The 20,251-nt window shown below is 65.0% G+C and carries 23 protein-coding genes, 2 pseudogenes and 1 riboswitch; of the genes and pseudogenes, 11 read left to right on the top strand and 14 right to left on the bottom strand.

Annotated elements, in window-relative coordinates; all coding sequences use genetic code 11:
• Positions 1–4 precede the first annotated feature (4 nt).
• Positions 5–1,513, top strand: a complete 1,509-nt coding sequence (locus ACNANG_RS23890; RefSeq protein ID WP_420225110.1) for a tripartite tricarboxylate transporter permease — start codon at positions 5–7, stop codon at positions 1,511–1,513.
• Here ACNANG_RS23890 and ACNANG_RS23885 read toward each other — a convergent pair.
• The 9 genes and pseudogenes from ACNANG_RS23885 to ACNANG_RS23845 form a co-directional block, all read right to left on the bottom strand.
• Complete coding sequence (locus tag ACNANG_RS23885) at positions 1,510–1,836, bottom strand: hypothetical protein (protein WP_420225109.1); 327 nt, start codon at positions 1,834–1,836, stop codon at positions 1,510–1,512. The two genes, ACNANG_RS23890 and ACNANG_RS23885, sit on opposite strands and share 4 nt — an antisense overlap.
• Before the next feature lie 2 nt (positions 1,837–1,838).
• Entirely contained in the window at positions 1,839–2,573 is a 735-nt protein-coding gene (locus tag ACNANG_RS23880; RefSeq protein ID WP_420225108.1) for a hypothetical protein, read from the bottom strand.
• Between the two features lie 38 nt (positions 2,574–2,611).
• Entirely contained in the window at positions 2,612–3,526 is a 915-nt protein-coding gene (locus tag ACNANG_RS23875; RefSeq protein ID WP_420225107.1) for an ABC transporter permease, read from the bottom strand.
• Positions 3,527–3,528: 2 nt separating this feature from the next.
• Positions 3,529–4,437, bottom strand: coding sequence for an ABC transporter ATP-binding protein (locus ACNANG_RS23870; protein WP_420225106.1), 909 nt, complete (start codon positions 4,435–4,437; stop codon positions 3,529–3,531).
• Between the two features lie 16 nt (positions 4,438–4,453).
• Entirely contained in the window at positions 4,454–5,257 is an 804-nt protein-coding gene (locus tag ACNANG_RS23865; protein WP_420225105.1) for an ABC transporter substrate-binding protein, read from the bottom strand.
• Positions 5,254–5,496, bottom strand: coding sequence for a hypothetical protein (locus ACNANG_RS23860; RefSeq protein WP_420225104.1), 243 nt, complete (start codon positions 5,494–5,496; stop codon positions 5,254–5,256). The genes ACNANG_RS23865 and ACNANG_RS23860 overlap by 4 nt, the downstream gene beginning before the upstream one ends.
• Before the next feature lie 25 nt (positions 5,497–5,521).
• Positions 5,522–6,645 (bottom strand): annotated as a pseudogene (locus ACNANG_RS23855) (LLM class flavin-dependent oxidoreductase).
• A gap of 89 nt (positions 6,646–6,734) precedes the next feature.
• Positions 6,735–7,421, bottom strand: coding sequence for a class II aldolase/adducin family protein (locus ACNANG_RS23850; RefSeq protein ID WP_420225103.1), 687 nt, complete (start codon positions 7,419–7,421; stop codon positions 6,735–6,737).
• A 155-nt stretch (positions 7,422–7,576) separates the two neighbouring features.
• Positions 7,577–7,909, bottom strand: a pseudogene (locus tag ACNANG_RS23845) (MetQ/NlpA family ABC transporter substrate-binding protein); the annotation flags it as partial.
• Positions 7,910–8,099: 190 nt separating this feature from the next.
• On the opposite strand from ACNANG_RS23845, the gene ACNANG_RS23840 reads away from it, so the two are divergent.
• Genes ACNANG_RS23840 through ssuE form a run of 3 tightly spaced genes read left to right on the top strand, consistent with a single transcriptional unit; the run spans position 8,100 to position 10,768 of the window.
• Positions 8,100–9,086 (top strand): Bug family tripartite tricarboxylate transporter substrate binding protein, encoded by a 987-nt coding sequence (locus ACNANG_RS23840; protein WP_420225102.1) that lies wholly within the window; start codon positions 8,100–8,102, stop codon positions 9,084–9,086.
• Between the two features lie 15 nt (positions 9,087–9,101).
• On the top strand, positions 9,102–10,166 hold the full coding sequence (locus tag ACNANG_RS23835; RefSeq protein ID WP_420225101.1) for an ABC transporter substrate-binding protein: 1,065 nt from the start codon (positions 9,102–9,104) through the stop codon (positions 10,164–10,166).
• Entirely contained in the window at positions 10,166–10,768 is a 603-nt protein-coding gene (ssuE, locus tag ACNANG_RS23830; protein ID WP_420225100.1) for an NADPH-dependent FMN reductase, read from the top strand. Before ACNANG_RS23835 ends, ssuE begins: the two co-directional genes overlap by 1 nt.
• A 21-nt stretch (positions 10,769–10,789) precedes the next feature.
• Here the strand turns inward: ssuE and ACNANG_RS23825 are convergent, their stop codons facing one another.
• A complete protein-coding gene (locus ACNANG_RS23825; protein WP_420225099.1) occupies positions 10,790–11,122 on the bottom strand; it encodes a hypothetical protein in 333 nt (110 codons plus the stop codon).
• 77 nt (positions 11,123–11,199) lie between these two features.
• Positions 11,200–11,685, bottom strand: a complete 486-nt coding sequence (locus ACNANG_RS23820; protein WP_420225098.1) for a 6,7-dimethyl-8-ribityllumazine synthase — start codon at positions 11,683–11,685, stop codon at positions 11,200–11,202.
• Positions 11,686–11,771: 86 nt separating this feature from the next.
• A riboswitch (FMN riboswitch) is annotated at positions 11,772–11,928 on the bottom strand.
• A gap of 199 nt (positions 11,929–12,127) precedes the next feature.
• Here ACNANG_RS23820 and ACNANG_RS23815 point away from each other — a divergent pair.
• The 3 genes from ACNANG_RS23815 (at position 12,128) to ACNANG_RS23805 (ending at position 14,049) form a co-directional block, all read left to right on the top strand.
• Positions 12,128–12,565 carry a hypothetical protein gene (locus ACNANG_RS23815; protein ID WP_420225097.1) on the top strand — a complete coding sequence of 146 codons (438 nt, stop codon included), beginning with the start codon at positions 12,128–12,130 and terminating at the stop codon, positions 12,563–12,565.
• Positions 12,566–12,649: 84 nt separating this feature from the next.
• Complete coding sequence (locus tag ACNANG_RS23810) at positions 12,650–13,303, top strand: carbonic anhydrase (protein WP_420225096.1); 654 nt, start codon at positions 12,650–12,652, stop codon at positions 13,301–13,303.
• Between the two features lie 41 nt (positions 13,304–13,344).
• Positions 13,345–14,049, top strand: coding sequence for a hypothetical protein (locus ACNANG_RS23805; RefSeq protein ID WP_420225095.1), 705 nt, complete (start codon positions 13,345–13,347; stop codon positions 14,047–14,049).
• A 69-nt stretch (positions 14,050–14,118) separates the two neighbouring features.
• Here ACNANG_RS23805 and ACNANG_RS23800 read toward each other — a convergent pair whose 3' ends face one another.
• The gene (locus tag ACNANG_RS23800; RefSeq protein WP_420225094.1) at positions 14,119–15,582 is read right to left on the bottom strand and encodes an MATE family efflux transporter; all 1,464 of its coding nucleotides are present in this window, start codon (positions 15,580–15,582) and stop codon (positions 14,119–14,121) included.
• Between the two features lie 167 nt (positions 15,583–15,749).
• Here ACNANG_RS23800 and ACNANG_RS23795 point away from each other — a divergent pair, with 167 nt between their 5' ends.
• Together ACNANG_RS23795 and ACNANG_RS23790 are read left to right on the top strand one after the other, a co-directional pair.
• On the top strand, positions 15,750–16,640 hold the full coding sequence (locus ACNANG_RS23795; RefSeq protein WP_420225093.1) for a cation diffusion facilitator family transporter: 891 nt from the start codon (positions 15,750–15,752) through the stop codon (positions 16,638–16,640).
• Between the two features lie 94 nt (positions 16,641–16,734).
• Positions 16,735–17,319, top strand: coding sequence for a DUF1415 domain-containing protein (locus ACNANG_RS23790; protein WP_420225092.1), 585 nt, complete (start codon positions 16,735–16,737; stop codon positions 17,317–17,319).
• A gap of 66 nt (positions 17,320–17,385) precedes the next feature.
• Here ACNANG_RS23790 and arfB read toward each other — a convergent pair whose 3' ends face one another.
• Together arfB and bioB are read right to left on the bottom strand one after the other, a co-directional pair.
• Complete coding sequence (gene arfB, locus ACNANG_RS23785) at positions 17,386–17,799, bottom strand: alternative ribosome rescue aminoacyl-tRNA hydrolase ArfB (RefSeq protein ID WP_420225091.1); 414 nt, start codon at positions 17,797–17,799, stop codon at positions 17,386–17,388.
• Positions 17,800–17,807: 8 nt separating this feature from the next.
• Complete coding sequence (gene bioB / locus ACNANG_RS23780) at positions 17,808–18,806, bottom strand: biotin synthase BioB (protein WP_420225090.1); 999 nt, start codon at positions 18,804–18,806, stop codon at positions 17,808–17,810.
• Between the two features lie 382 nt (positions 18,807–19,188).
• Between bioB and ACNANG_RS23775 the strand changes: the two genes are divergently transcribed.
• Both ACNANG_RS23775 and ACNANG_RS23770 read left to right on the top strand, forming a co-directional pair.
• Entirely contained in the window at positions 19,189–19,470 is a 282-nt protein-coding gene (locus tag ACNANG_RS23775) for an HU family DNA-binding protein (protein WP_420225089.1), read from the top strand.
• 137 nt (positions 19,471–19,607) lie between these two features.
• The gene (locus tag ACNANG_RS23770) at positions 19,608–20,087 is read left to right on the top strand and encodes a MarR family winged helix-turn-helix transcriptional regulator (RefSeq protein ID WP_420225088.1); all 480 of its coding nucleotides are present in this window, start codon (positions 19,608–19,610) and stop codon (positions 20,085–20,087) included.
• The last annotated feature ends 164 nt before the right edge of the window (positions 20,088–20,251 follow it).

The raw sequence follows: 20,251 nt of genomic DNA, 5'->3' as shown, positions 1-20,251 counted from the left end.
AACCATGACCGACGTTTTCGGCGGCATCGCCATGGGGATGGGCGCCGCGCTCGATCCCGTCAATCTTCTGTACTGCTTCTGCGGCGTGCTGCTCGGCACATTGGTCGGCGTGCTGCCGGGACTCGGCCCGGTCGCCACCGTCGCCATGCTGATGCCCTTCAGCCTCACGCTCGAACCCACGTCTTCCATCATCATGCTTGCCGGCATCTACTACGGCGCGCAGTATGGCGGCTCGACGACGGCGATCCTGGTGAACATTCCGGGCGAAGCGTCGTCCGTGGTGACCGCGATCGACGGCTACAAGATGGCGCAGCAGGGCCGCGCGGGCGCCGCCCTGGGCATTGCCGCCATCGGTTCCTTCTTCGCCGGCTGCGTGTCGACCATGGTGATCGCGGTGTGTTCGCCCATGCTCGCGCAAGTTGCGCTGACCTTCCGCGCGCAGGAATATTTTTCATTGATGGTGCTGGGCGTGGTCACGGCAGTCGTCCTTGCCCATGGGTCATTGCTCAATGCCCTGTGCATGGTCGTGCTGGGGCTGCTGCTCGGCCTGGTCGGGACCGACGTCAACTCCGGTGTCGAGCGCTTCACGCTGGGCGGCGTGCCGGAACTGGCCGACGGCATCAGCTTCGTCGCCGTCACCATGGGGCTGTTCGGCATCGCCGAAGTCGCGGCCAACCTGGCCCATCCCGAACATCGCACCCTACGCGTAGACAAGGTAGGCCGCATCCTGCCGACGCGCCATGAACTGGCCATGTCAGTCGGCGCCATTCTGCGCGGGACCTCGCTCGGGTCGGTGCTGGGCGTGCTGCCGGGCGGAGGCGCGCTGCTCGCTTCCTTCAGTGCGTACTCACTGGAAAAGAAGGTCGCGCGGACACCCACGCATTTTGGCGACGGTGACATCCGCGGTGTGGCGGCCCCGGAATCGGCCAACAACGCGGGCGCGCAGACGTCGTTCATTCCGCTGCTCACCCTGGGCATTCCCGGTGGCCCGGTCATGGCGGTCATTCTGGGCGCGCTGATGGTGCAAGGCATTACCCCCGGGCCGCAAGTGATGACCGAAAGGCCCGAACTCTTCTGGGGACTGACCGCCAGCATGTGGGTCGGCAACCTGATGCTGGTGGTGCTGAACCTGCCGCTGATCGGGCTGTGGATACGTCTGTTGAAGGTGCCCTACCGCGCCCTCTTTCCGGCCATTCTGGTGTTCTGCTGCATCGGCGGCTACGCCGTCAGCACAAGCACGTTCGAAGTCTGGTCGCTGGCCCTGTTCGCGGTGCTGGGCTACGGGTTCAAGAAGCTGGATTGCGAACCCGCGCCGCTGGTGCTCGGCTTCGTGCTGGGCCCCTTGATCGAAGAACACTTCCGGCGGTCGATGCGGCTGTCGGACGGCGACCCGACCGTGTTTCTGACCATGCCGCTCAGCCTGGCTTTTCTGGTGGGTGCCGCCGGGCTGATGGTGATGGTGCTGGTGCCGCAGATCGGGGCCGTGCGGCAGGCGGCCATGCAGGAGGCCTAGGCCAAGGCAAGCGCCCGCGCCAGAATGCCGTGCTCCGCCCAGCCATCCACATTGAAGGGCGTATCGACGAACCCCTGGCGGGCAAGGAAATCCACCTGTATCGCAAGCAGGTCCAGCCGTTCGCGCGACAGATCCGGGGCCAGCGTTGCATGAAAGTCCGGTCCGTATGCGGCGGCGACGCCTTCGTCCCCCGCGCCGGTTTCGCGCGCCAGGATCGCGCGGACGTCTGCCGGATGGTCGGTAGCCCACGCGGCGGCGCGCAAGGTCTGCGCAAGGAATCCGATCACCCATTCCGGCCGGCGTTGCAGCAGGTCTTCGTGCACGGTCAGGGGCCGCGGGGTGCCGTTGTTGACCCGGAAGCGGCGATCGGGCAATTGATCGAGTTCGACCTCGACCACCAGGCCCGCAGCGCGCGCCGCCTCGATGGCCGCAGCCCCCTTGATGTAGGCCGCGTCCGCACGTCCGTCGGCGACGGCATGTACGCCCGCCCACTCGCCCTTGGGTCCGCGCTTGCGCAGATGTCCCGGGGGATGGTGGCCCCCACCGGCAGGTCGACGTGCACGACGTCATCCAGCGACAGTCCTTGATGCGCCAGCGCCGACGCGAAGCCCGCCAGCGCCATCGCCCGCTGGTGGCTGGCGTGGCGCTCGGCGGCCCAGCCTGGCACGGCCATGCGTCTTCCTTTCAGGCTGGCGCCGCGTTGCGGGTCGTTGTCCCTGACAACGATCGCCTGCCGCTCATCGATCCAGGTCAGGCCCACGAGCCGGGTGGGCGCGCCGGCCGCCCGGGCGACGATCGCAGGCACATTTCCGCCTTCGCGGATCAGGCCCGGCAGGTCGTGGTCGTAATGGTGGCGCGCAATGTCCAGCGGCGCGTCCTGAAGGATGCCGATCTCGACTCCCTCGTTGGCATACAGGCTGGACAGCCAGCCTTGGTCGTAAGCGATACCGCTGGCCGTTGGCACAGCACAGCGGGTGTACCAGAGCTTGGCGGGCGGGTCGGCGCGCGGGCGCGTTCCCTCAGGCAAGCCGGTCAGGGAAGATGCGGGCAAGGCAGACATGCGCGTCCTTGATGCGGTGAAGTCAATCGATCGATGCGTCAGGTGGTGGCGGGCCGGTCGTGCGCGGCGTGCCAGTGCAGCAGCCGGCGTTCCAGCGCCAGGAAACCGAAATTCAGCGCATAGCCGACGGCCGCGACCGTAAAGGCGCCGGCGTACATGCGCGCTATATCCAGGGTCTGCTGCGCCGTCAGGATGTAGAAGCCGATCCCGGAATTGCCGGCGATCATGCCCGATGCGATCGCCAGGACCAATGAACTTGCCAGCGCCAGCCGCAGGCCAACGAAGATCTGCGGCGCGGCGGCCGGCAGCACGATCTCGCGCAGCGCCTGCCACGACGTCAGACCGAACGTGGCCGCCGTATCCCGCAAGGCCGCAGACACCGCGCGCGCACCCGAGAACGCCGCGATCAGAATGGGTTCGGTCGCGCTGAGCACGATGGCCAGCACATTCATTTCACGGCCCAGCCCGACGTACAGAATGATGACCGGAATGAAAATGATGGTCGGCACCGGCCGGATCATTTCCACCAGCGGTTCGAACAGGGCATACACCACCCGCACACGCGCCATCAGCACGCCAAGCGTGATGCCCAGGCAGGCGGCAATGCCGTAGCCATACGCCATCGACTGCAAGGTATCGCCCAGTTGCGTCAGAAGCGCGCCCTGCGTCACCTCTTCCCACCACACGGTGGCAATGCGGGTCGGCGCAGGCATGCCGGGCGACGGATGGACCGCCGCTAGCACTTCCCACACCACGACCAGCGCCAGCAATGTCAGCCAGCCGAAGGCGCGCCGATGGAAGAAGGACAGCTTGCGCACCGGGCGAGACACACGGCGGGACGTCTGCCCGGAACCATACCGGTCGGGAACGACTTTGCCGGGCAGCTCGTGCGTGTCGAGCATGCCTGCCGCGACCGCGGACTCGAAGCTGGGTGGCATTGGCGTACTGCTCATGATCAGGCGGCCTCTTGAGTGGGTGCGAGCACGCGGCGCAGCAACTCGCGGCGATAGTCGAGATAGCGAGGTTGCTCGCGGGTTTCGACCTGCAGGCGCGGGCGCGGCAGATCGATGGCGACGTCCGCGGCAATACCTTTGCCGCCCTCGTCCATGACCACGACACGGTTGGCCAGATAGATCGCCTCATCGATGTCATGCGTCACCAGAATGGCGGTAAAGCCCAGCGCCGACCACAGGGCCAGCACCATGTCCTGCAAAGTGGCCCGGCTCAGCGCGTCGACCGACCCGAACGCCTCATCCAGCAGCAGGATGTCGGGGCGGGACGCCAGCGCCCGCGCGATGGCCACCCGCTGCTGCATGCCACCGGAAAGCTCGCGCGGATAGCGTGTGCGCGCGTGGGTCAGCCCTACCAGATCCAGCAGCTCGCTGATGGAGGGGCCCGTGCCGCCCGCGCCACCCGTGCCACCCGCGCCCCCCGCGCCCTCGTCTGCGGCCTGCCGGACCGACGGACGCGCGGCTACCGCATGCCGGCTGCCAAAGCGCACGTTGTCTTCAACGGTCAGCCACGGCAACAGGGATTGTGTGTAGTCCTGAGCGACAAAACGCGCCTGCCGCGGCGGCCCCTCCACGGCCACGCCGTCCAGCGTCACGCGGCCAGACGATGGGCGGATGAGCCCGCCCAACACGCGCAGCAAGGTCGACTTGCCCGATCCGGAACGGCCAACCACCGCCACGAAGTCGCCGGGTGCAATCGACAGCGACACCCCGGACAACGCGCGCACCGGTCCGCGCTTGCCGTCGTAGGTCACTTCCACGCCATTGACGTGAATGCCGTCCGCGCGCGAAGCGATGGTTGGCGTCGGCGTCGTGGGCCACGCGGCCGGCTGCTGAAGGTGCGCTTGTGTCATGGATACGGCCTCGCGCTTACAGGGTGTCGGCCGTTGCCGTGGGATACAGCAGCGGCGTGATGTCGATGGCCTTCTTGACCACGCCATGCTTCTGCGCGATTGCGATCCATCCATTCGTCGCCGCGATATCGGTGGGGCCCGACTGCGCGGCATTGGCGTCGTCCATCCGCTTTATCACGCCGGGCACTTCCTTTTCCAGCTTGAACAGATCGACTTTGTCGTACTTAAGCGAGATACCCGCCTTCTGCTCAGCCGAATAGGCGTTGTACCGTGCCGCACCCGCGCGGGCCGCGCGCACGAAACGCACCGCCAGTTCCGGGTTCTTTGCCGCCCAGGCCTTGGTCACGAAAAAGCCCGCGGTCGTGGTGGCAGCGGGTATCTGTTCCCACGGACGTCCTTCCAGTGGCCGCACCTTGTATTGATGCTCCCATTGCGCCACATCCGGATCCGCCGCAATCGACGCATCGAGCTGCCCGCTCGACAGCGCGGCGCCCACTGTGTCGCGCTGATTCATGACCACGAACTGGATGTCCTTGGCCGACAGGCCAAAACGTTCCAGATACAGGCCTACGCGCAGCTTGGACTGTGCATGGGCGGCCACGCCGATCTTCTTGCCCTTCAGATCCTTGGGCGACTGGATGCCGGTATTGGGACCGGCGATCAGGTAGTCCGAATTGCCTCGGCCATTGGCGGACTGCAGCATCGTCAGATCGAAACCGTTGTCCAGCGCGCCCACCCACGCAAAGAGATCGGCGTACCCGACCTCCAGCGATCCGCCTACCGTGGCCGCCAGGATGTTCGGCCCACCCGCCAGCGTCACCAGCGAAATGGTGATGCCCTCGCGTGCAAAAATCCTTCTTCGATGGCGGTCTTGATGCCCGCCACGGCGCCCACCGGCGCACCTAGCCGCAAGGTCACAGGCGCGGGGACCTGTGCGTGGGCGCCCGTGGCCAACAGGCCCAGCAACGGCCCCAAGGCCGCCGCCACCATGCCGGCCCGCAGGGTTTTCAAGAGCTGACGTCGGGATTGGAACGAAGGAAACGCTGTACGCAAATGCATGGAAATGTCCAGGAAGAGGAACGTGTTACCCAGCCGAGGCCAGCGATGCTGCAGAGGTCTGCAGGGTATGGGCGGGGGTCGCCGCAGGGGTAGCGGAAGGGGCGGCCGCGGGCCATTCATAAGGCATCGGCGCGCGCTGCCCGGAAGTCCAGGCCTCGTCCAGCGGCAGCAAGGGCATCACCTGGTCCGCAAAACGATGCGCCTCTTCAAGCAGCGGATTGCCCGAAACGATGAAGGACTCGACACCAAGACGGTGGTATTCGATCAACCGGTCCGCAACCGATCGGGGGCTGCCCACGACCGCAATGCCGGGTCCGTGGCGCAGCAGGCCGAACCCTGACCAGATGTTGGGATACACCTCGAGGTCGCGGGCGCGCTGGGGCCGCACGCCGCCGTGCAAGGCAGTCTGCCGGTCCTGCCCGACCGCATCCTGCTTCGTGTTGTTGGCCTGCACCCGGGCGATCGTGGCGTCACTGGCGCTATCGAGCATCTCCTGCGCCGCCGCCCAGGCTTCGTCGTCGGTGTCGCGAACGATCAGATTCAGGCGAATGCCGAACCCTATCGTCTGCTGCCGGCCGTACCGCGCCGCGCGCGCCCGGACATCGGCAATCGTGGCGGCCGTCTGGGGGGCGGCTCGCCCCAGGTCAGGTACTTGTCGACATGCTTGGCCGCGATCTCCATGGCAATGTCCGACGACCCGCCGAACCACAGTGGCGGATGCGGACGCTGAATCGACGGGAACTCGGCCTTTGCGCCCTGGATGTTCAGGTATTCGCCATCGAAGTCCACGGTCTCCCCCGCCATCAGGCGGCGGTAGACCGTCAGGAATTCATCGCAGCGGCGATAGCGCGCATCGTGGTCCAGGTGGATGCCCGCCGCCGCGAAGCTGGTGTGGCCGTTGACGATATTGAGCAGCAGCCGCCCGCCCGAATTCTGGTCCAGCGTGGTCGACAGCTTGACCAGTTGCGTGGGCGTAAAAATCGACGGGTGGATCGCCACCAGAAAGCGCATGCGCCGCGTGACTTCGGCCAGCGAGGCAGCCGTCAGGAAGGGGTCCAGTCCGCCCGTGGGCGACGTGGCCAGCAGCGCGCCCGAATAATTGCGCGCATCCAGCGTGGCGGCCAGGGCCTTCAGGTAGCCCAGATCCACGGGGCGGGACCACGAAGGGTCCCAAGGGAAGCGGCCGTCTTTGCCGACGATGTACCAAAGAATATCCACAATGGGGTCCTGAAAAAAAATCAGCGATCGATGGGGCGCGATCCGCCCAGCGCGCGGGCACGCAGGAACAGCGCGGCGGCTTCATCTATCGTCACGACAAGATCGGCTGCCTTGCGGATGTCTTCGTCAAACACCAGCAGCCCATGATTGGCAAGCAGCACCGCGCGGGTGTCGGGATGGTCAGCAAGCACCCGGTCGAGTTCGCCCACCATCTCGCCCGAATTGCGATTGCCGTAGCGGCTCACGGGCACGTCGACGCGCTGGCCGCGGTTCACCAGGGGCTCGTAATGGCCTGCCGGGATCGGCTGGTGCGCGACGGCAAATACGGTGGCATAAGGGGAATGCGTGTGGATCGCCGCGTTGACGCCTTCGCGGCGGTAGGCATGGGTGTGCATCGCGATGACCGACCGGATGCCCTTGCCGAGCTTGCCGCCCACGAATTCACCGCCCAGCGTGACGATGCCGAAGTCGTCGTCGCCCAGGTCTCGCGGCAGGCCGCGTGAAGTGACCAGGACACACCCGGGGCGGTCCACCAGCCGCACGCTGGCATTGGCCGCGCCGCCGAAATCCAGCGCCTTGCGATCGTGCAAGGAGTGCACGGCTTCAACAAGGGCCGACCGCAATCGGCGGTCGGCCGCGCCGAGCGCAAGCGCCGGGCCCGACAAGGCGGTAACGCCGTCACCGACGGCAATGGCAGAAAGAGTCATGAGTGCGCACCTGGGAACGATCGCCATGGTGGCGCGCGCCCGGACCGGCGGCAACGATCCGATTCGTGTATCGATATGCGGATCGCGGGGCGCGCGAATCGCTCTCTAGGCGACCTAGAACGCCGGGATCAGCGACCCCTGGAAGGTCTTGACGATATACGCTTTGACTTCGGGCGATTGCTCGTCACATCGCGCGGCGTGGCGGCGTTGCCTGCGATGGCAGCGGCCGTCAACCCGATCACCCCCTTCGCGGCAAGCAACTGCAAAGCGCGGTTCCCGTTGGACGGATCGTTCTGGATGCCCACGCGCGCGCCGTCGGACAGCGCGTCCAGCGACTTGACCTTGCGTGAATAGAACGCCAGCGGTGCCGTGACGGTCAGCCCCGCCGACGCGATCTTGAAACCCCGCGCCTTCACCTGGTTCTCAAGAAAAGGCAGATGCTGAAAGGCGTTGGCTTCGATGTCCCCGGCGGCCAGCGCGGCGTTGGGCAGATGGATTCGATCATCACGATCATTGCACAGGGCGGGCTGCGCACGAACGATTGCCTGGCTCTAAGGTCATGCCGCAGACACGGCCGCCGTTACGCATCCGGCGCATATCGACAGCCGATCTTATTCGTTCTCGCGCGCGGGGATCATCGGTATGGTTGGCCGACCTTCACCCCTGCTCTGTCTCGCCATGCTCCGCTTCTCCCGTCCCGTGTTGCTCCGCACGTTCACCCTCGCGCTGTTCGCGCCGGCCCTTGCCATGCCCGCCATTGCCGCGGATGCGTTTCCTTCCAAACCGTTGCAGATCGTCGTCTCGGCGGCGCCAGGCGGCAGCCCCGACATCCTGGCGCGCATCGTCGCCAAGGCGTTGAGCGCGCGCGTCGGCCAGCCCGTCAGCGTGGACAACCGCCCAGGGGGCGCAGGCAACATCGCCGCCACCCACGTTGCACGTTCGCCAGCCGATGGCTACACCCTGTTCGTTGCGACCGACAGTATCTCGATCAATCAGACGCTGTTCCGCAACCTGCCCTTCGATGCGCGCACCAGCTTCGCGCCCGTCATCCACGCCATTTCGTCGCCGCAGGTCTTTGCGGTGCACCCGGATGTGCCAGCCCGCAGCGTGCAGGAATTCATTCAGCTCGCCAAGGCGGCGCCCGACAGGTATGGCCTGGCATCGCCCGCCATCGGCACCACCGGCCAGTTGGGTGTGCTGCTGCTGCAAAGCCAGGCCGCGATCCAGGTCAAGCCAGTCGTGTACCGCAGCGCGCAGCCGGCGCTGACCGACGTGCTGGGCAGACATGCGGACGGCATCATCGTGACGATCGCGCCGGCCCTGCCCTTCATCAAGGAAGGCAAGCTGCGCGCACTGGGCGTGTCCACCGGCACACGCTCGGCCGCACTGCCCGACGTTCCGACCTTTGTCGAACAGGGGCTGCCCGACTTCAAGTTCGATTCCTGGCAGGGCTTCGTCGTGCCAGGCGGGACACCCAAGCCGATCGTCGACCGCCTGAACGCCGAACTGAATGCCATGCTGAACGATCCCGACGTCAAGGCCAAGCTGCTGGCGCAGGCCTTCGACACGGTGGGCGGATCCCCAGCCGACTTTGGCAAGGTCATCAACGACTCCATCACGAGCTGGGAAAAAGTGATCCGCTCGCACGACATCCACATCGACTGAACCGGAGCTGCCTTCATGTCCATCGACCGTCTCTGGTACACCCGCTGCCCCGTTCCTACCGCCTCGGGCATTGCCATCCATCACGGCTGGATCGACGCCGAATTCGCGCCCGACGGCATTACCGTGTCGTCGTTGCGGGCGTCGCCCGACCGCGCTCTGCGCGAGTCGCACTTCGATCACCGCCAGGTCAATTCCTTCCGCCAGGGCGGCAATGCGCCGCCCATCTGGTCGCGTTCGCAAGGGCAGGACGTCGTGGTGGTCGGGCTGACGTGGCTGCCGCAATACCAGTCCATCCTGTCCTTGCCCGATTCGGGCATCGCCTCGGTCGCGGATCTGAAAGGCAGGCGGCTCGCCCTTCCGCGCCGCGTGAACGAAAAGATCGACTTCTGGCGCGCCTCGGCATTGCAAGGCTATCTGCAGGCGCTTGCGGCCGAAGGCCTCGGTGCCCATGACGTAACTTTCGTCGACTTGCCCGTGGAGGCCCCCTACATCGGCAACGTGTCCGCATCCGCGAACGGACCCCTGTTCGACGCGCGGCAGGCTGCGGCGTCGGCGCGGGCCGAAACCTTCGCGCTGATCCGCGGCGAAGTCGATGCGATCTACAACTATGGCGCCTCGGGGCCGTCGCTCCAGGCCTGCCTGGGCGCGCATGTAGTTGCCGATATCAATCATCACCCGGACCAGAAAGTTGCGATCAACAACGGCACGCCCAATGTGCTGACGGTCAGCGGCGCGCTGGTGCGCGAGCATCCTGACCTGGTTGCCCGCTACCTGGCGCAGGTCCTGCGCGCAGCCGCCTGGGCGCGCGCCCACCAGCAGGAGGCAACGCGGATCATTGCGGCCGAGGTGTCGGTGGTCGAAGAGTGGGTGCCCGACGCCTTCGACGACGCGTTGTTCGACAACCTGGAACCCAGCCTGCGTCCCGACCTGGTGGATGCCTTGCGTGTCCGAAAAGACTTCCTGCTCGCACACGGCTTCATCCAGCGGGACTTTTCGATCGACGATTGGATAACGCCGGAACCATTGGCCGCCGCGCGGCGCCTGCTGGCCCAGGACGTCAACCCGGCAAAGGCGGCGTGATGACCATTCTGACGATTTCCGGAAGTCCTTCCGCCGACTCCCGCTCCACCTTCCTGGTCGCCACCCTGGCGTCGCGTCTGCACGACCTTGGCATCGATACGCGCTCGCTGGACGTGCGCGACATTCCTGCCCATGATCTGCTGCACGCGCGCTTCGACAGTCCGGCTATCGTTGACTTCGTCAACCAGGTGCAGCGGGCAGACGCCGTCATCATTGGAACGCCCATCTACAAAGCGGCGTACAGCGGCGTCTTGAAGGCCCTGCTCGATCTGTTGCCCCAGACCGCCTTTCACGACAAGCTGATCCTGCCAGTGGCAACGGGAGGGTCGGCCGCGCACTTTCTTGCCGTCGATTACGCCTTGAAGCCGGTGCTTTCCGCGCTGGGCGCGCGGCACATCCTCAGCACGGTGTTCGCGACCGAAGCACAATTGGTGCGCAATGCCAACAAGGGGTATGTGTTCGCGGACGAGGTTCGCGTGCGGCTGGAGGATGCCATCGATCAGTTGGCGCAGGGCGTGGCGAGCCGTGAACGGCGCGTAAGCGTTACGCAGGCCGGCGCGCTGACTGAACGCCGGCAGGCGCTGGCCGCGGGCGGCGCCTGAACGCCCTGGGAACCTGACGCGTCAGATCTGCAGGCGTGAGGTGGCGGGCGGCACTTTCAGGCAGGCCTGGTATTCGGTTTCGACGTCTTGCGTGCTCACGCGATTGTCGTAGGCATCCCGCACCAGGCCGAGGAACCACGCGCGCGTGTCGGGGTCCGCCACCTTGGAGACATCCAGCACGGCGTCGACGACGCGCTGGGCCGCCCAACCCTGGTCGCGAAGATTGACGATGACGAGACTGACGTCGCGGGTGGTGGCGCAGGCTTCTCGTGCTTCGCCGACGACATCGGCGCTTGCCGGCGGCAACGCGCCAAGGACCCACCCCAGCACCAACAGACTCAGTAACCGATTCATGACAAGGCGCGTAACAAAAAGACACGATTGGAACGAAGGCGTGAGCATACGCCAACGTTCCGGAAATGTCAGGCGCGTTACGCGGGCAGCGCGGCCAGGGCAGCCACCGTGGTGGCACAAGCCTGGGCGACTTCCCTGCCCTTGATCAGGAAATGCGTATGGAAGAAGTCGTGATGTTCGCCGTGCGAGTGGAAATGATGCGGCGTCAGCACGGCCGAGAACACCGGCACGCCGGTGTCCAGCTGAACGCGCATCAGGCCGTCAATGACGGCATGCGCGACGAATTCGTGCCGATAGATGCCGCCGTCCACGACCAGGCCGGCCGCCACGATGCCGGCATATGCCCCGGTTCCAGCCAGGCGCTTCGCATGCAGGGGAATTTCGAAAGCGCCCGGGACTTCGAAACAATCGATGGCATCGCGGGCGTACCCAAGACGGCCCATCTCTTCGATGAACGCGTCGCGACTCTGGTCGACGATCTCGCGATGCCAGCAGGCCTGGACGAACGCGATGCGGCCCGGCGCGGCAGCGCCAGGAGATGATTTGGTATTGGCAAGACCCACTTCCGACTCTCCATTCAGGAAAAAGTCGAGGCAAACGGGATGGCCCACGCAGCGGCCGGGCGCGCAGGCGCGGCAAGGTGCATGGGTCCCGCTCTCTTTCATCCGGACTGTACCGTCGGCTTCGGAATCGCACCGAAATCTGCTGACCCCACCAGGGTGGCGGGCGCTCGCGGGCTAGGCGCACATCAAGGATGCGACGCCATTACCGCCGGTGGGGAATCGCACCCCGCCCCGAGAACGTTGGCCGCCGGGCGCGCAGCCCAGCGGTGCGCGCTACCTTAGCACAAACCCGCATGGCTGCTCGGTAAAGTCCATGGGAACAACGGGGTTGCGGCAGCGTGTTTCCCTGTCATACCCGGAAATGCCCGCAACCCTGCTGTAACCCCTCACCAAGGGGCATCCGACTATCCTGAACTCGTCCCTTCGAACTGGAAGTCTTGCCATGCCCATACCCCAGTCGACCGGCGACCGGCGCCTCGTCGCTGAAGCTCAGTTGCAGACCGCCCTGTTTGGCGTCCGTCCGGACCTTCCTTCCACCGCGCTACTGGTTACGGCCGATGAAAACGGCCTGCTAAGCGCACAGGTGTATGGCGTGGAAGTGGCGTTGCAACGGTCCGTGGACCGGCTCAAAGACGAATTGCTCGATCGGTTCCGCGGTTTCCATCCCAATTACGACCACGACGATCTCGACGCGCTGATGCGCACCTTGAAGATGATCGCTCCAAAAGCCGGCGTCGCGATTGCCCCCAATTCGATCGACCTGATCGAACTGCCGGGCGCCATTCTGGTGCTGACGGTGGACGGAGTGGCCGTGGCCGCGTCGGAAGATCCGCTGCACCTGCTTTCCCAGGCCCTGGTCGATCTGCGCGCGCAGCGCTGACCTGCCCTTGCCGTCCCGGACCCAGGGCGGCTGATATCATTCGCCATCCGTTCCCGTTCTGGAACGGCGAAGACAGGTGCCCCCATGTTCCCTACACGACTCTCCGACGGATACCGGAATTTTCTTGACGGCCGCTTCAGCGATGAAAGCGCCCGTTACCGCACATTGGCCGAACGTGGCCAGACCCCCGAAGTCATGGTGATCGGCTGTTGCGACTCGCGTGTCGCGCCCGAAGTGATCTTCGATGCGTCGCCAGGCGAACTGTTCGTGGTTCGCAACGTGGCCAACCTGGTGCCGCCTTACGAAGATGACCGCGAGACCTACCACGGCACCAGCGCCGCGCTCGAATTTGCGGTGCAGTCGCTGCGTGTCAAGCACATCGTCGTGCTGGGCCACGCCCATTGCGGCGGCATTCAGGCCGTGGCCAAGAACGCAGCCGCGCTGTCGCCCGGCGACTTCATCGGCAAGTGGATGAGCCAGATCGCTCCGGTGGCCGAACGATTGGGCCCGATCGGCGACAACCCCGGCAAATATCTGATGCAGATGGAACTTGCGGTGGTCGAGCACAGCCTCAATAACCTGATGACGTTTCCGTGCGTGCGGATCCTGGTCGAACGCGGCCAGCTGCAGTTGCACGGCGCGTACTTTGGCGTCGCCACCGGCCTATTGCTGGTGCGCGACCCGGCGACCGGTGAATTCCATCCGGCGTCGTCTCCCCCTCAGGCCGCAGGCGCCTAGCCCGCGGCCGCATCTGCCGCATTGTGGCGAAGGAAGCTTGCATGATTGGTCGTACCTGGATTCTTGCCGCAATGCTGGCGCCTGCCTGTGTCTACGCCGGTGGCACCGCGAATCTGACCGCGCGCGATGAACAGGGCAAGCAACTGACTGCCACGGTCGAATTCGTGGGGACATCGCGGCTGCGGGTGACCTCGCCCAATCAGCCGGGCGCCTACATGATCGCGCGAGACGGAAAGGTCTACAACATCGCGAAGATCCAGGGACGCACGGTGGTGATGGAAGCCAAGGACCTGATGCGCATGGCGGGCAACATGATGCCGAGTCCGACCGCCGCCATCGAGCAGGTCAACAGCGTGGTGTCACTGACGCCGACCTCGGCCAAGGAAACAGTGGCCGGGATCACGGGCACCGTCTACAAGCTGACGTACGAAGACGGCCAGCGCCGCACGCGCACCGAAGACCTCGTTCTGGCGAGGGACGCACGCGCCAATGAATTCACGTCGGCGGCGGTGCACTTCGGCAAGACGCTGGCGGCGGCGTCCGGCACGATCATCCCGCCCGGTGCGGACGATCTGGTGGCCCGCATCCAGCGGGACGGCCTGGGTCTCCTGCGTTTCGGCAACCGGATCGAGATCAATTCCCTGAACGGCACCACCCCGGCCGCGGCTCGCTTCGACCTGCCAGCCGGATCATTCCAGATGCCCGACCTGGGCGGCCTGTTTCCGGGGCTTAGCGGCGCCCGCTAGGCGCCCGCTCCAGGTGCCGGGTGCCTGGCGCGCCGTATTTGGCGCCAGGCACCGCATACCTTCCCTGTCCTAGTGCTGACGCGGCACGGCCGGCGCCGCCGCGGGCATGCCCATGCCGGTTTCGGGCGCCTGGGCGACCGGCGTCGTTTTGTCGGGCGCCGGTGCGCCCACCGTCATGCGCGACTGGCGCCATCCGCCAAACCGGTAATACCCCGCCGCCAGGACGAGCGACACCATCGCGCCCAAGGGGAAGCTCCACCAGATCGCGTCCGCTCCAAAGCGTTCCTGCAACAGGCTGGCCACCGGCAGGCGGATCAGCCAGATCGAAACGAACAGGATGATCAACGGCGCATAGACGGCGCCCGTGGCGCGGACCACGCCGAACACCACGATGGTGACCCCGAACGCCACGAAGGACCACACCACGATCAGATTGATGTGCTGCGCGATCGCGATCGCCTGCGTGCCCTCGGGCAGGAAGATGCCAAGCGAGTGGCGGTTGAACACATACAGCACCCCGGCCAGCGCGCCGGTCAGCACCAGATTCAGTCCTACCCCGACCGTGGCGATACGATCCACCCGGTTCCACAGGCCCGCGCCCACGTTCTGCGCAGCCATGGACGACACGCCCGCCCCCAGTGCGAGCGCCGGCATCTGCACATAGGTCCAGAGTTGCGACGCAACGCCATACGCCGCGGTGGTGTCCGTGCCGTAGGTGTTGACCAGGCTGATCATGACGATGGCCGATGACGAGATCACCACCATCTGCAAGCCCATGGGCAGGCCCTTCGCCACCAGGGTGCGCAGCAAGGCCGGCTTGGGCTTGAACACGCTCAATTCCCTGCGCGTCGGCAGCAGGAAGTGGCCGCGTTTGACCAAAAACACCAGCATGGCGAGCAGGCTGAGCAGTTGCGCAATCAGCGTGGCCAGCGCGGACCCCGCGATGCCCAGCGCTGGCAACGGCCCTACGCCAAAGATGAAGACCGGATTGAGCACGAGGTCGAGCAGTACCGACAGCGCCATGAAGTAGAACGGCGTGCGCGAGTCGCCCGCGCCGCGCAGGGCCATCATCACGAAGCTGAAAAAGAACATGAACGGCAATGCAATGAAGATGACGCGCAGATAGCTGATGGCCAGCGGTTGCGCTTCGATCGGCGTGCCCATTGCAAGGAAGATGGCCGGTGTGAACACATAGCCAAGCACGGCTGCGATCACCGACAGCACAATAAAGAAGACCGATCCCGTTCCCACGATGCAGCGCGCCTGCGCAATGTCCTTGCGGCCCACCGATTGCCCCACCAGGATCGTCGTGGCCATGCCTACCCCGAACACCACGCCCAGCAGGAAGAACAGGATGATGTTGGCATTGGATGTGGCGGTCAGCGCGGCTTCGCCCAGGTAGTGGCCGACCCAGACCGCATTCACGGACGCGTTCAGTGACTGCAACACGTTGCCGCCCAGCACGGGCAGCGAGAATTTCAGCAGCGTACTGCCGATCGGACCGGTCGTCAGGTCCTGACGGGAGGGGCTCATGCATCATCCACAAAGGGCGCCGTCGCGGGCGGTCCGCCGATTCTACGGGCTAGAATCCCGCTTATCCCGGCTGCCCTGTAACCTTTTATGCCCACCTCCTGTCCTCTGGCGCAATGCGCTTGTGATCGATGCGCGCCCCTGCCAGCGTCCGTTCCGGACGCACGGTCATGACGCCTGCGTCTCGCCTGGCGGTCGGCACCATCGTCGTCGGGGTCGCCGTCCTTGGCCTCAAGTATCTGGCCTATGTGCTGACGGGCAGCGTCGCGCTGTATTCCGACGCGCTCGAAAGCATCATCAACGTGGCGACGGCGATCGCAACGCTGGCCGCCGTATCGGTCAGCGCCATGCCGGCCGACGCCAACCATCCCTACGGCCACCAGAAGGCCGAGTACCTGTCGGCCGTGCTCGAGGCCGCGCTGATCCTGGTCGCCGCCCTGCTGATACTGAAGGAGGCGTGGCAAGGGTTCATGGCGCCCGCGCCCCTGCAGGCGCCGGCCCTGGGCCTGGCCATCAACGTCGGGGCGGGCGTGCTGAATGGCATATGGAGCCTGGTGCTGTTCCGTTTCGGCCGCCGCTGGCGTTCGCCCGCACTGGTGGCCGATGCCCACCATCTGTGGACCGACGTGGTGTCATCGATCGGCGTCGTGATCGGTGTGGCGCTGGTGGCCTGGACCGGCTGGGCCAAGCTCGACTCGGTCATTGCCGCGCTGGTGGCCGTCAACATCCTGTGGTCGGGCTGGAAGCTGATGCGCGAGTCGGTCGGCGGGCTGATGGACGAAGCCGTTGCGCCCGACGTGCAGGCCACCATCGCGTCGGTGATCGCGGCCCATGCCACGGGTGCGATCCAGGCCAATGCCGTGCGGACGCGCCGGTCGGGCAACATCACCTTTATCGAATTCAATCTGGTGACGCCGGGCGAGATGACCGTGGCCGACGCCCATGACATCTGCGATCGCATTGAAGACGCGCTCAGCCACGCCGTCATTGACAGCTCCGTCACCATCCACATCGAACCCGAACAGCACGCGGTGTCGCACGGCGCGGTGACGGTGGCCTGACGGGAGCCGCAAGCACCTTGCGTTCGCAACGAACCGTCGCGCTCACGGCCGGCATGCCGCATGGTGCCACCTTATTTATCGAATGGAAATTTCTATGTCCTCTTTTCCCGAAACCGGCAATGGCCCTTCCCACGAAACCGCCGTTGCGGACACACGCGCGTGGATCGAAAAGGCCGTCATCGGCCTGAATCTCTGTCCGTTTGCCAAGGCCGTGCATGTCAAGGACCAGATCCGCTATATCGTGAGTGACGCGCGCGACGAAGAAGCGCTGCTGGCCGATCTGGCACGGGCGCTGGAAGAGATCGCACAGGCATCGCCGGAAACGATCGACACGACCCTGCTGATCCATCCGTGGGTGCTGAATGACTTTGCGGATTACAACGACTTTCTGGACATTGCCGATGCGGCGGTCGAAGAACTGGACCTGGGCGGCATCATCCAGGTCGCAAGCTTCCATCCCGACTATCAGTTCGCGGATACGGGCCCGGACGACATCGAGAACTACAGCAATCGCGCGCCCTACCCCACGCTGCATCTGCTGCGCGAAGAAAGCGTGGACAAGGCGGTCGACAGCTTCCCTGAAGCCGACGTCATTTACGAAAAGAATATCGAGACGCTGCGCAACATCGGCCCCGAAGGCTGGGCCGCGCTCGACCTGCACGGCGCCTACCGGACCTGATCGCCGGCGATATCCTGCACGTCGGCCTGTGCGCTTAGGGCTATCGGCCGTGACGACGGATCCGGGTCAGTCCGTTACCTTGCCGCGGTTGCGCTTGATCTCTCCCCGCAACACCTTGCGCTGCAAGCGGCGCTGCTGCGATCCGCGCGTGGGCTTGGTCGGCTTGCGTGGCTTGGCCGGCACCGCGTGCGACGCGATCAGGCCTACCAGCCGCTGCAGGGCGTCGTCGCGATTCTTGTCCTGGCTGCGATAGGCCTGCGCCTTGATCACCACCACCCCTTCCTTGGTGATGCGCTGATCGTTCGCCGCGAGCAGCGCTGCCTTGAGTTCATCCGGCAGCGACGAGCGCGGAATGTCAAAGCGCAAATGGATCGCGCTCGACACCTTGTTGACGTTCTGCCCGCCCGATCCCTGCGCGCGGATCATGGTGAACTCGACGTCGTCCTCGTCCAGCCAGGCATTGCCGTAGATGTGCAGCATGCTGACGATCAGTGCCCTGACGATGCGTGCAGGCCGAGCCGGCCCATCAACGCACGGTCAGCCACGGATTGCGGGTTATCAGTGGTCAGCAGACGATCGCCGTAGAACATCGAATTCGCGCCGGCCAGGAAGCACAGGGCTTGCAGCGCATCGTCCATCGTCTCGCGGCCGGCCGACAGACGCACCATTGCCTGTGGCATCGTGATGCGCGCCACGGCGATCGTGCGCACGAATTCAAACGGGTCCACCGCGTCATTGTCGGCTAGCGGTGTGCCTTCCACACGAACCAGATTGTTGATGGGTACCGACTCCGGATACGGGTCCATATTGGCCAGCTGCGCAATCAGGCCGGCGCGTTCGCGCCGTGTTTCACCCAGACCCACGATGCCGCCGCAGCAGACTTTCACGCCGGCGTCGCGCACACGGGCGAGCGTGTCCAGGCGGTCCTGATAGGTGCGGGTTGTGATGACCTGGCCATAGAACTCGGGCGAGGTGTCCAGATTGTGGTTGTAGTAGTCGAGACCGGCATCCCGCAACTGCTGCGCTTGTCCATCGCGCAGCATGCCCAGCGTCACGCAGGTTTCCAGACCCAGGTCCTTGACCGCGGACACCATCTCGGCCACGGCGTCGACCTGATGCGGTTTGGGGCTGCGCCACGCGGCGCCCATGCAGAAGCGTGTCGCGCCGTTCGCTTTGGCGGCGTGCGCCGCGTCCAGCACCTCGGACAACGGCAACAGCTTTTCGGCTTCCAGTCCGGTGTCGTAGCGCGAGGATTGCGGGCAGTACGAACAGTCTTCGGGACAGCCGCCTGTCTTGATCGACAAGAGCGTTGACAGCTGGACCGCGTTGGGATCGAAGTGTTCACGGTGGGTCTGCTGGGCCCGGAACATCAGATCCGCGAAAGGCAGTTCGAACAATTCGACGATGCCGGCAACTGTCCAGGCCGCTGAATTGCGGCGAGTTGTAACGGAAGGCGTAACGCTTGTCGTGGGGATATCGGTATGCATGGGGACTCCTTGACCACGCGGGTTTTCAGGAGGGCGCCGCGCGGCAACCTGGCATGGTAGGCAATCCAGACATGCGGCGCAAACGCTGGATCGCGGCAGTATCGGTGAGAGTTGTCCGATTTTGCCGTGATTTTCACGAAGTTGATCAAGTTGACCCTTAACGTTCAGTTATCGGGCTTGGAAAGAATCGTTCCGAGCACGCCCTTTTTTTGTATCGCAATGCCGGAATTTGGCGTCGATACAGGCCGCGCGGGCACCGCAGGTGTCGCGCGCAAAGCCAAAACCGACTTGCATTTATCCTCCAAGATTGTTTGAATGCCGCCCTAGTGCTGTTGGCGACCCGCCACTGTCGGCGACCTGCCAACTTTTTTAAGGAGTACGCATGCGCACCAAGAAAGAACTGATCGACGCCCTCGCCGAACGGACCCAGCAACCGAAGAACGTGTCGGAAGCTTTCATCGACGCCCTGGGCGACGCACTGCGCGCCTCGCTGGCAAGCGGTGACGAAGTCGTGCTGCCAGGTGTCGGCAAGTTCTCTGTCAAGGCCAAGGCTGCCAAGACGGGCCGCAACCCACGTACGGGTGAAGCCATCCAGATCGCCGCGCGCAAAGCGCCCGCATTCAGCGCCGCCAAGGTGCTGAAGGATGCCGTGGACGCGAAGTAAGCGCCATGTGCCTGAGCGGCCGGTGTGAACCGTGCCGCTCGCCAGCGAGTGCACGTCTGGCGTGCCTCGCTCGTGGGCCTTTTCCGATCGGTCCGCGTTAAACTGGCAAGAAAAAACGACACCCCCGGGGAGCTTTTTTGCCGAAGACCGCACCCGCTGCCGCCGAACCCAGCCTTGGCGCAAGCACCACGTATCTCGTGTCGCAAGTTCACTTCGCGTTGCGCAACCGCACCGAAGCCGCACTGAAGAAATACGCTGTCACGGGCATCCAGTACACGGTCCTGTCCGTGCTCGGACATCGCGACGGTCTGTCATCGGCCGACCTGTCCCGCCGCTTCTATGTCACGCCGCAGTCCATGGGCCAGTTGCTCAGCACACTGGAAGAACGCGGCCTGCTCGTCCGCCGCGAAGACGCCGCCAACCGCCGCATCCTGCGTGTCAGCCTCACCCCCGAAGGCCGCACCCTGGTCGACGCCGGCGCGAAAGACATCGAAACCGTAGAAGCCGACGCCTTCGCCTGCCTCGACCCCCGCGACCTGAAAACGATGCGCGCCAACCTGCGCATCCTGGTGGGCGAGTTGCGCGGAGCGCAAAACGAACAAGACCAGAACGCCTGAACTCGACCGCAGTGGCGAGTTACCTGGGGAGGCGCGCAGCGCCTAGGGGGCCATCAGTTCATCGAATTCAGTTGTGACTCCATAATATTTATGTGATTCATTTCAGGGATCGCTTCTTTTATATTTCCCCTGGTACGTGGCTCACGACCACACCGACAGCGACT

The sequence above is a fragment of the Pigmentiphaga litoralis genome (assembly GCF_048632615.1).
GTDB classification, from domain to species: Bacteria; Pseudomonadota; Gammaproteobacteria; order Burkholderiales; family Burkholderiaceae_B; genus Pigmentiphaga; species Pigmentiphaga litoralis_B.
Note: the sequence above shows the minus strand (reverse complement) of the source record. Positions and strands in the feature narration are given on the sequence as shown.

Bases quoted from the DNA above. Each gene is read 5' to 3' on its own strand.
- ACNANG_RS23890 (WP_420225110.1), top strand. From the start codon at position 5: ATGACCGACGTTTTCGGCGGCATCGCCATGGGGATGGGCGCCGCGCTC.
- ACNANG_RS23880 (WP_420225108.1), bottom strand. From the start codon at position 2,573: ATGTCTGCCTTGCCCGCATCTTCCCTGACCGGCTTGCCTGAGGGAACG.
- ACNANG_RS23875 (WP_420225107.1), bottom strand. From the start codon at position 3,526: ATGAGCAGTACGCCAATGCCACCCAGCTTCGAGTCCGCGGTCGCGGCA.
- ACNANG_RS23870 (WP_420225106.1), bottom strand. From the start codon at position 4,437: ATGACACAAGCGCACCTTCAGCAGCCGGCCGCGTGGCCCACGACGCCG.
- ACNANG_RS23860 (WP_420225104.1), bottom strand. From the start codon at position 5,496: ATGCATTTGCGTACAGCGTTTCCTTCGTTCCAATCCCGACGTCAGCTC.
- ACNANG_RS23850 (WP_420225103.1), bottom strand. From the start codon at position 7,421: ATGACTCTTTCTGCCATTGCCGTCGGTGACGGCGTTACCGCCTTGTCG.
- ACNANG_RS23840 (WP_420225102.1), top strand. From the start codon at position 8,100: ATGCTCCGCTTCTCCCGTCCCGTGTTGCTCCGCACGTTCACCCTCGCG.
- ACNANG_RS23835 (WP_420225101.1), top strand. From the start codon at position 9,102: ATGTCCATCGACCGTCTCTGGTACACCCGCTGCCCCGTTCCTACCGCC.
- ssuE (WP_420225100.1), top strand. From the start codon at position 10,166: ATGACCATTCTGACGATTTCCGGAAGTCCTTCCGCCGACTCCCGCTCC.
- ACNANG_RS23825 (WP_420225099.1), bottom strand. From the start codon at position 11,122: ATGAATCGGTTACTGAGTCTGTTGGTGCTGGGGTGGGTCCTTGGCGCG.
- ACNANG_RS23815 (WP_420225097.1), top strand. From the start codon at position 12,128: ATGCCCATACCCCAGTCGACCGGCGACCGGCGCCTCGTCGCTGAAGCT.
- ACNANG_RS23810 (WP_420225096.1), top strand. From the start codon at position 12,650: ATGTTCCCTACACGACTCTCCGACGGATACCGGAATTTTCTTGACGGC.
- ACNANG_RS23805 (WP_420225095.1), top strand. From the start codon at position 13,345: ATGATTGGTCGTACCTGGATTCTTGCCGCAATGCTGGCGCCTGCCTGT.
- ACNANG_RS23800 (WP_420225094.1), bottom strand. From the start codon at position 15,582: ATGAGCCCCTCCCGTCAGGACCTGACGACCGGTCCGATCGGCAGTACG.
- ACNANG_RS23795 (WP_420225093.1), top strand. From the start codon at position 15,750: ATGACGCCTGCGTCTCGCCTGGCGGTCGGCACCATCGTCGTCGGGGTC.
- ACNANG_RS23790 (WP_420225092.1), top strand. From the start codon at position 16,735: ATGTCCTCTTTTCCCGAAACCGGCAATGGCCCTTCCCACGAAACCGCC.
- arfB (WP_420225091.1), bottom strand. From the start codon at position 17,799: ATGCTGCACATCTACGGCAATGCCTGGCTGGACGAGGACGACGTCGAG.
- bioB (WP_420225090.1), bottom strand. From the start codon at position 18,806: ATGCATACCGATATCCCCACGACAAGCGTTACGCCTTCCGTTACAACT.
- ACNANG_RS23775 (WP_420225089.1), top strand. From the start codon at position 19,189: ATGCGCACCAAGAAAGAACTGATCGACGCCCTCGCCGAACGGACCCAG.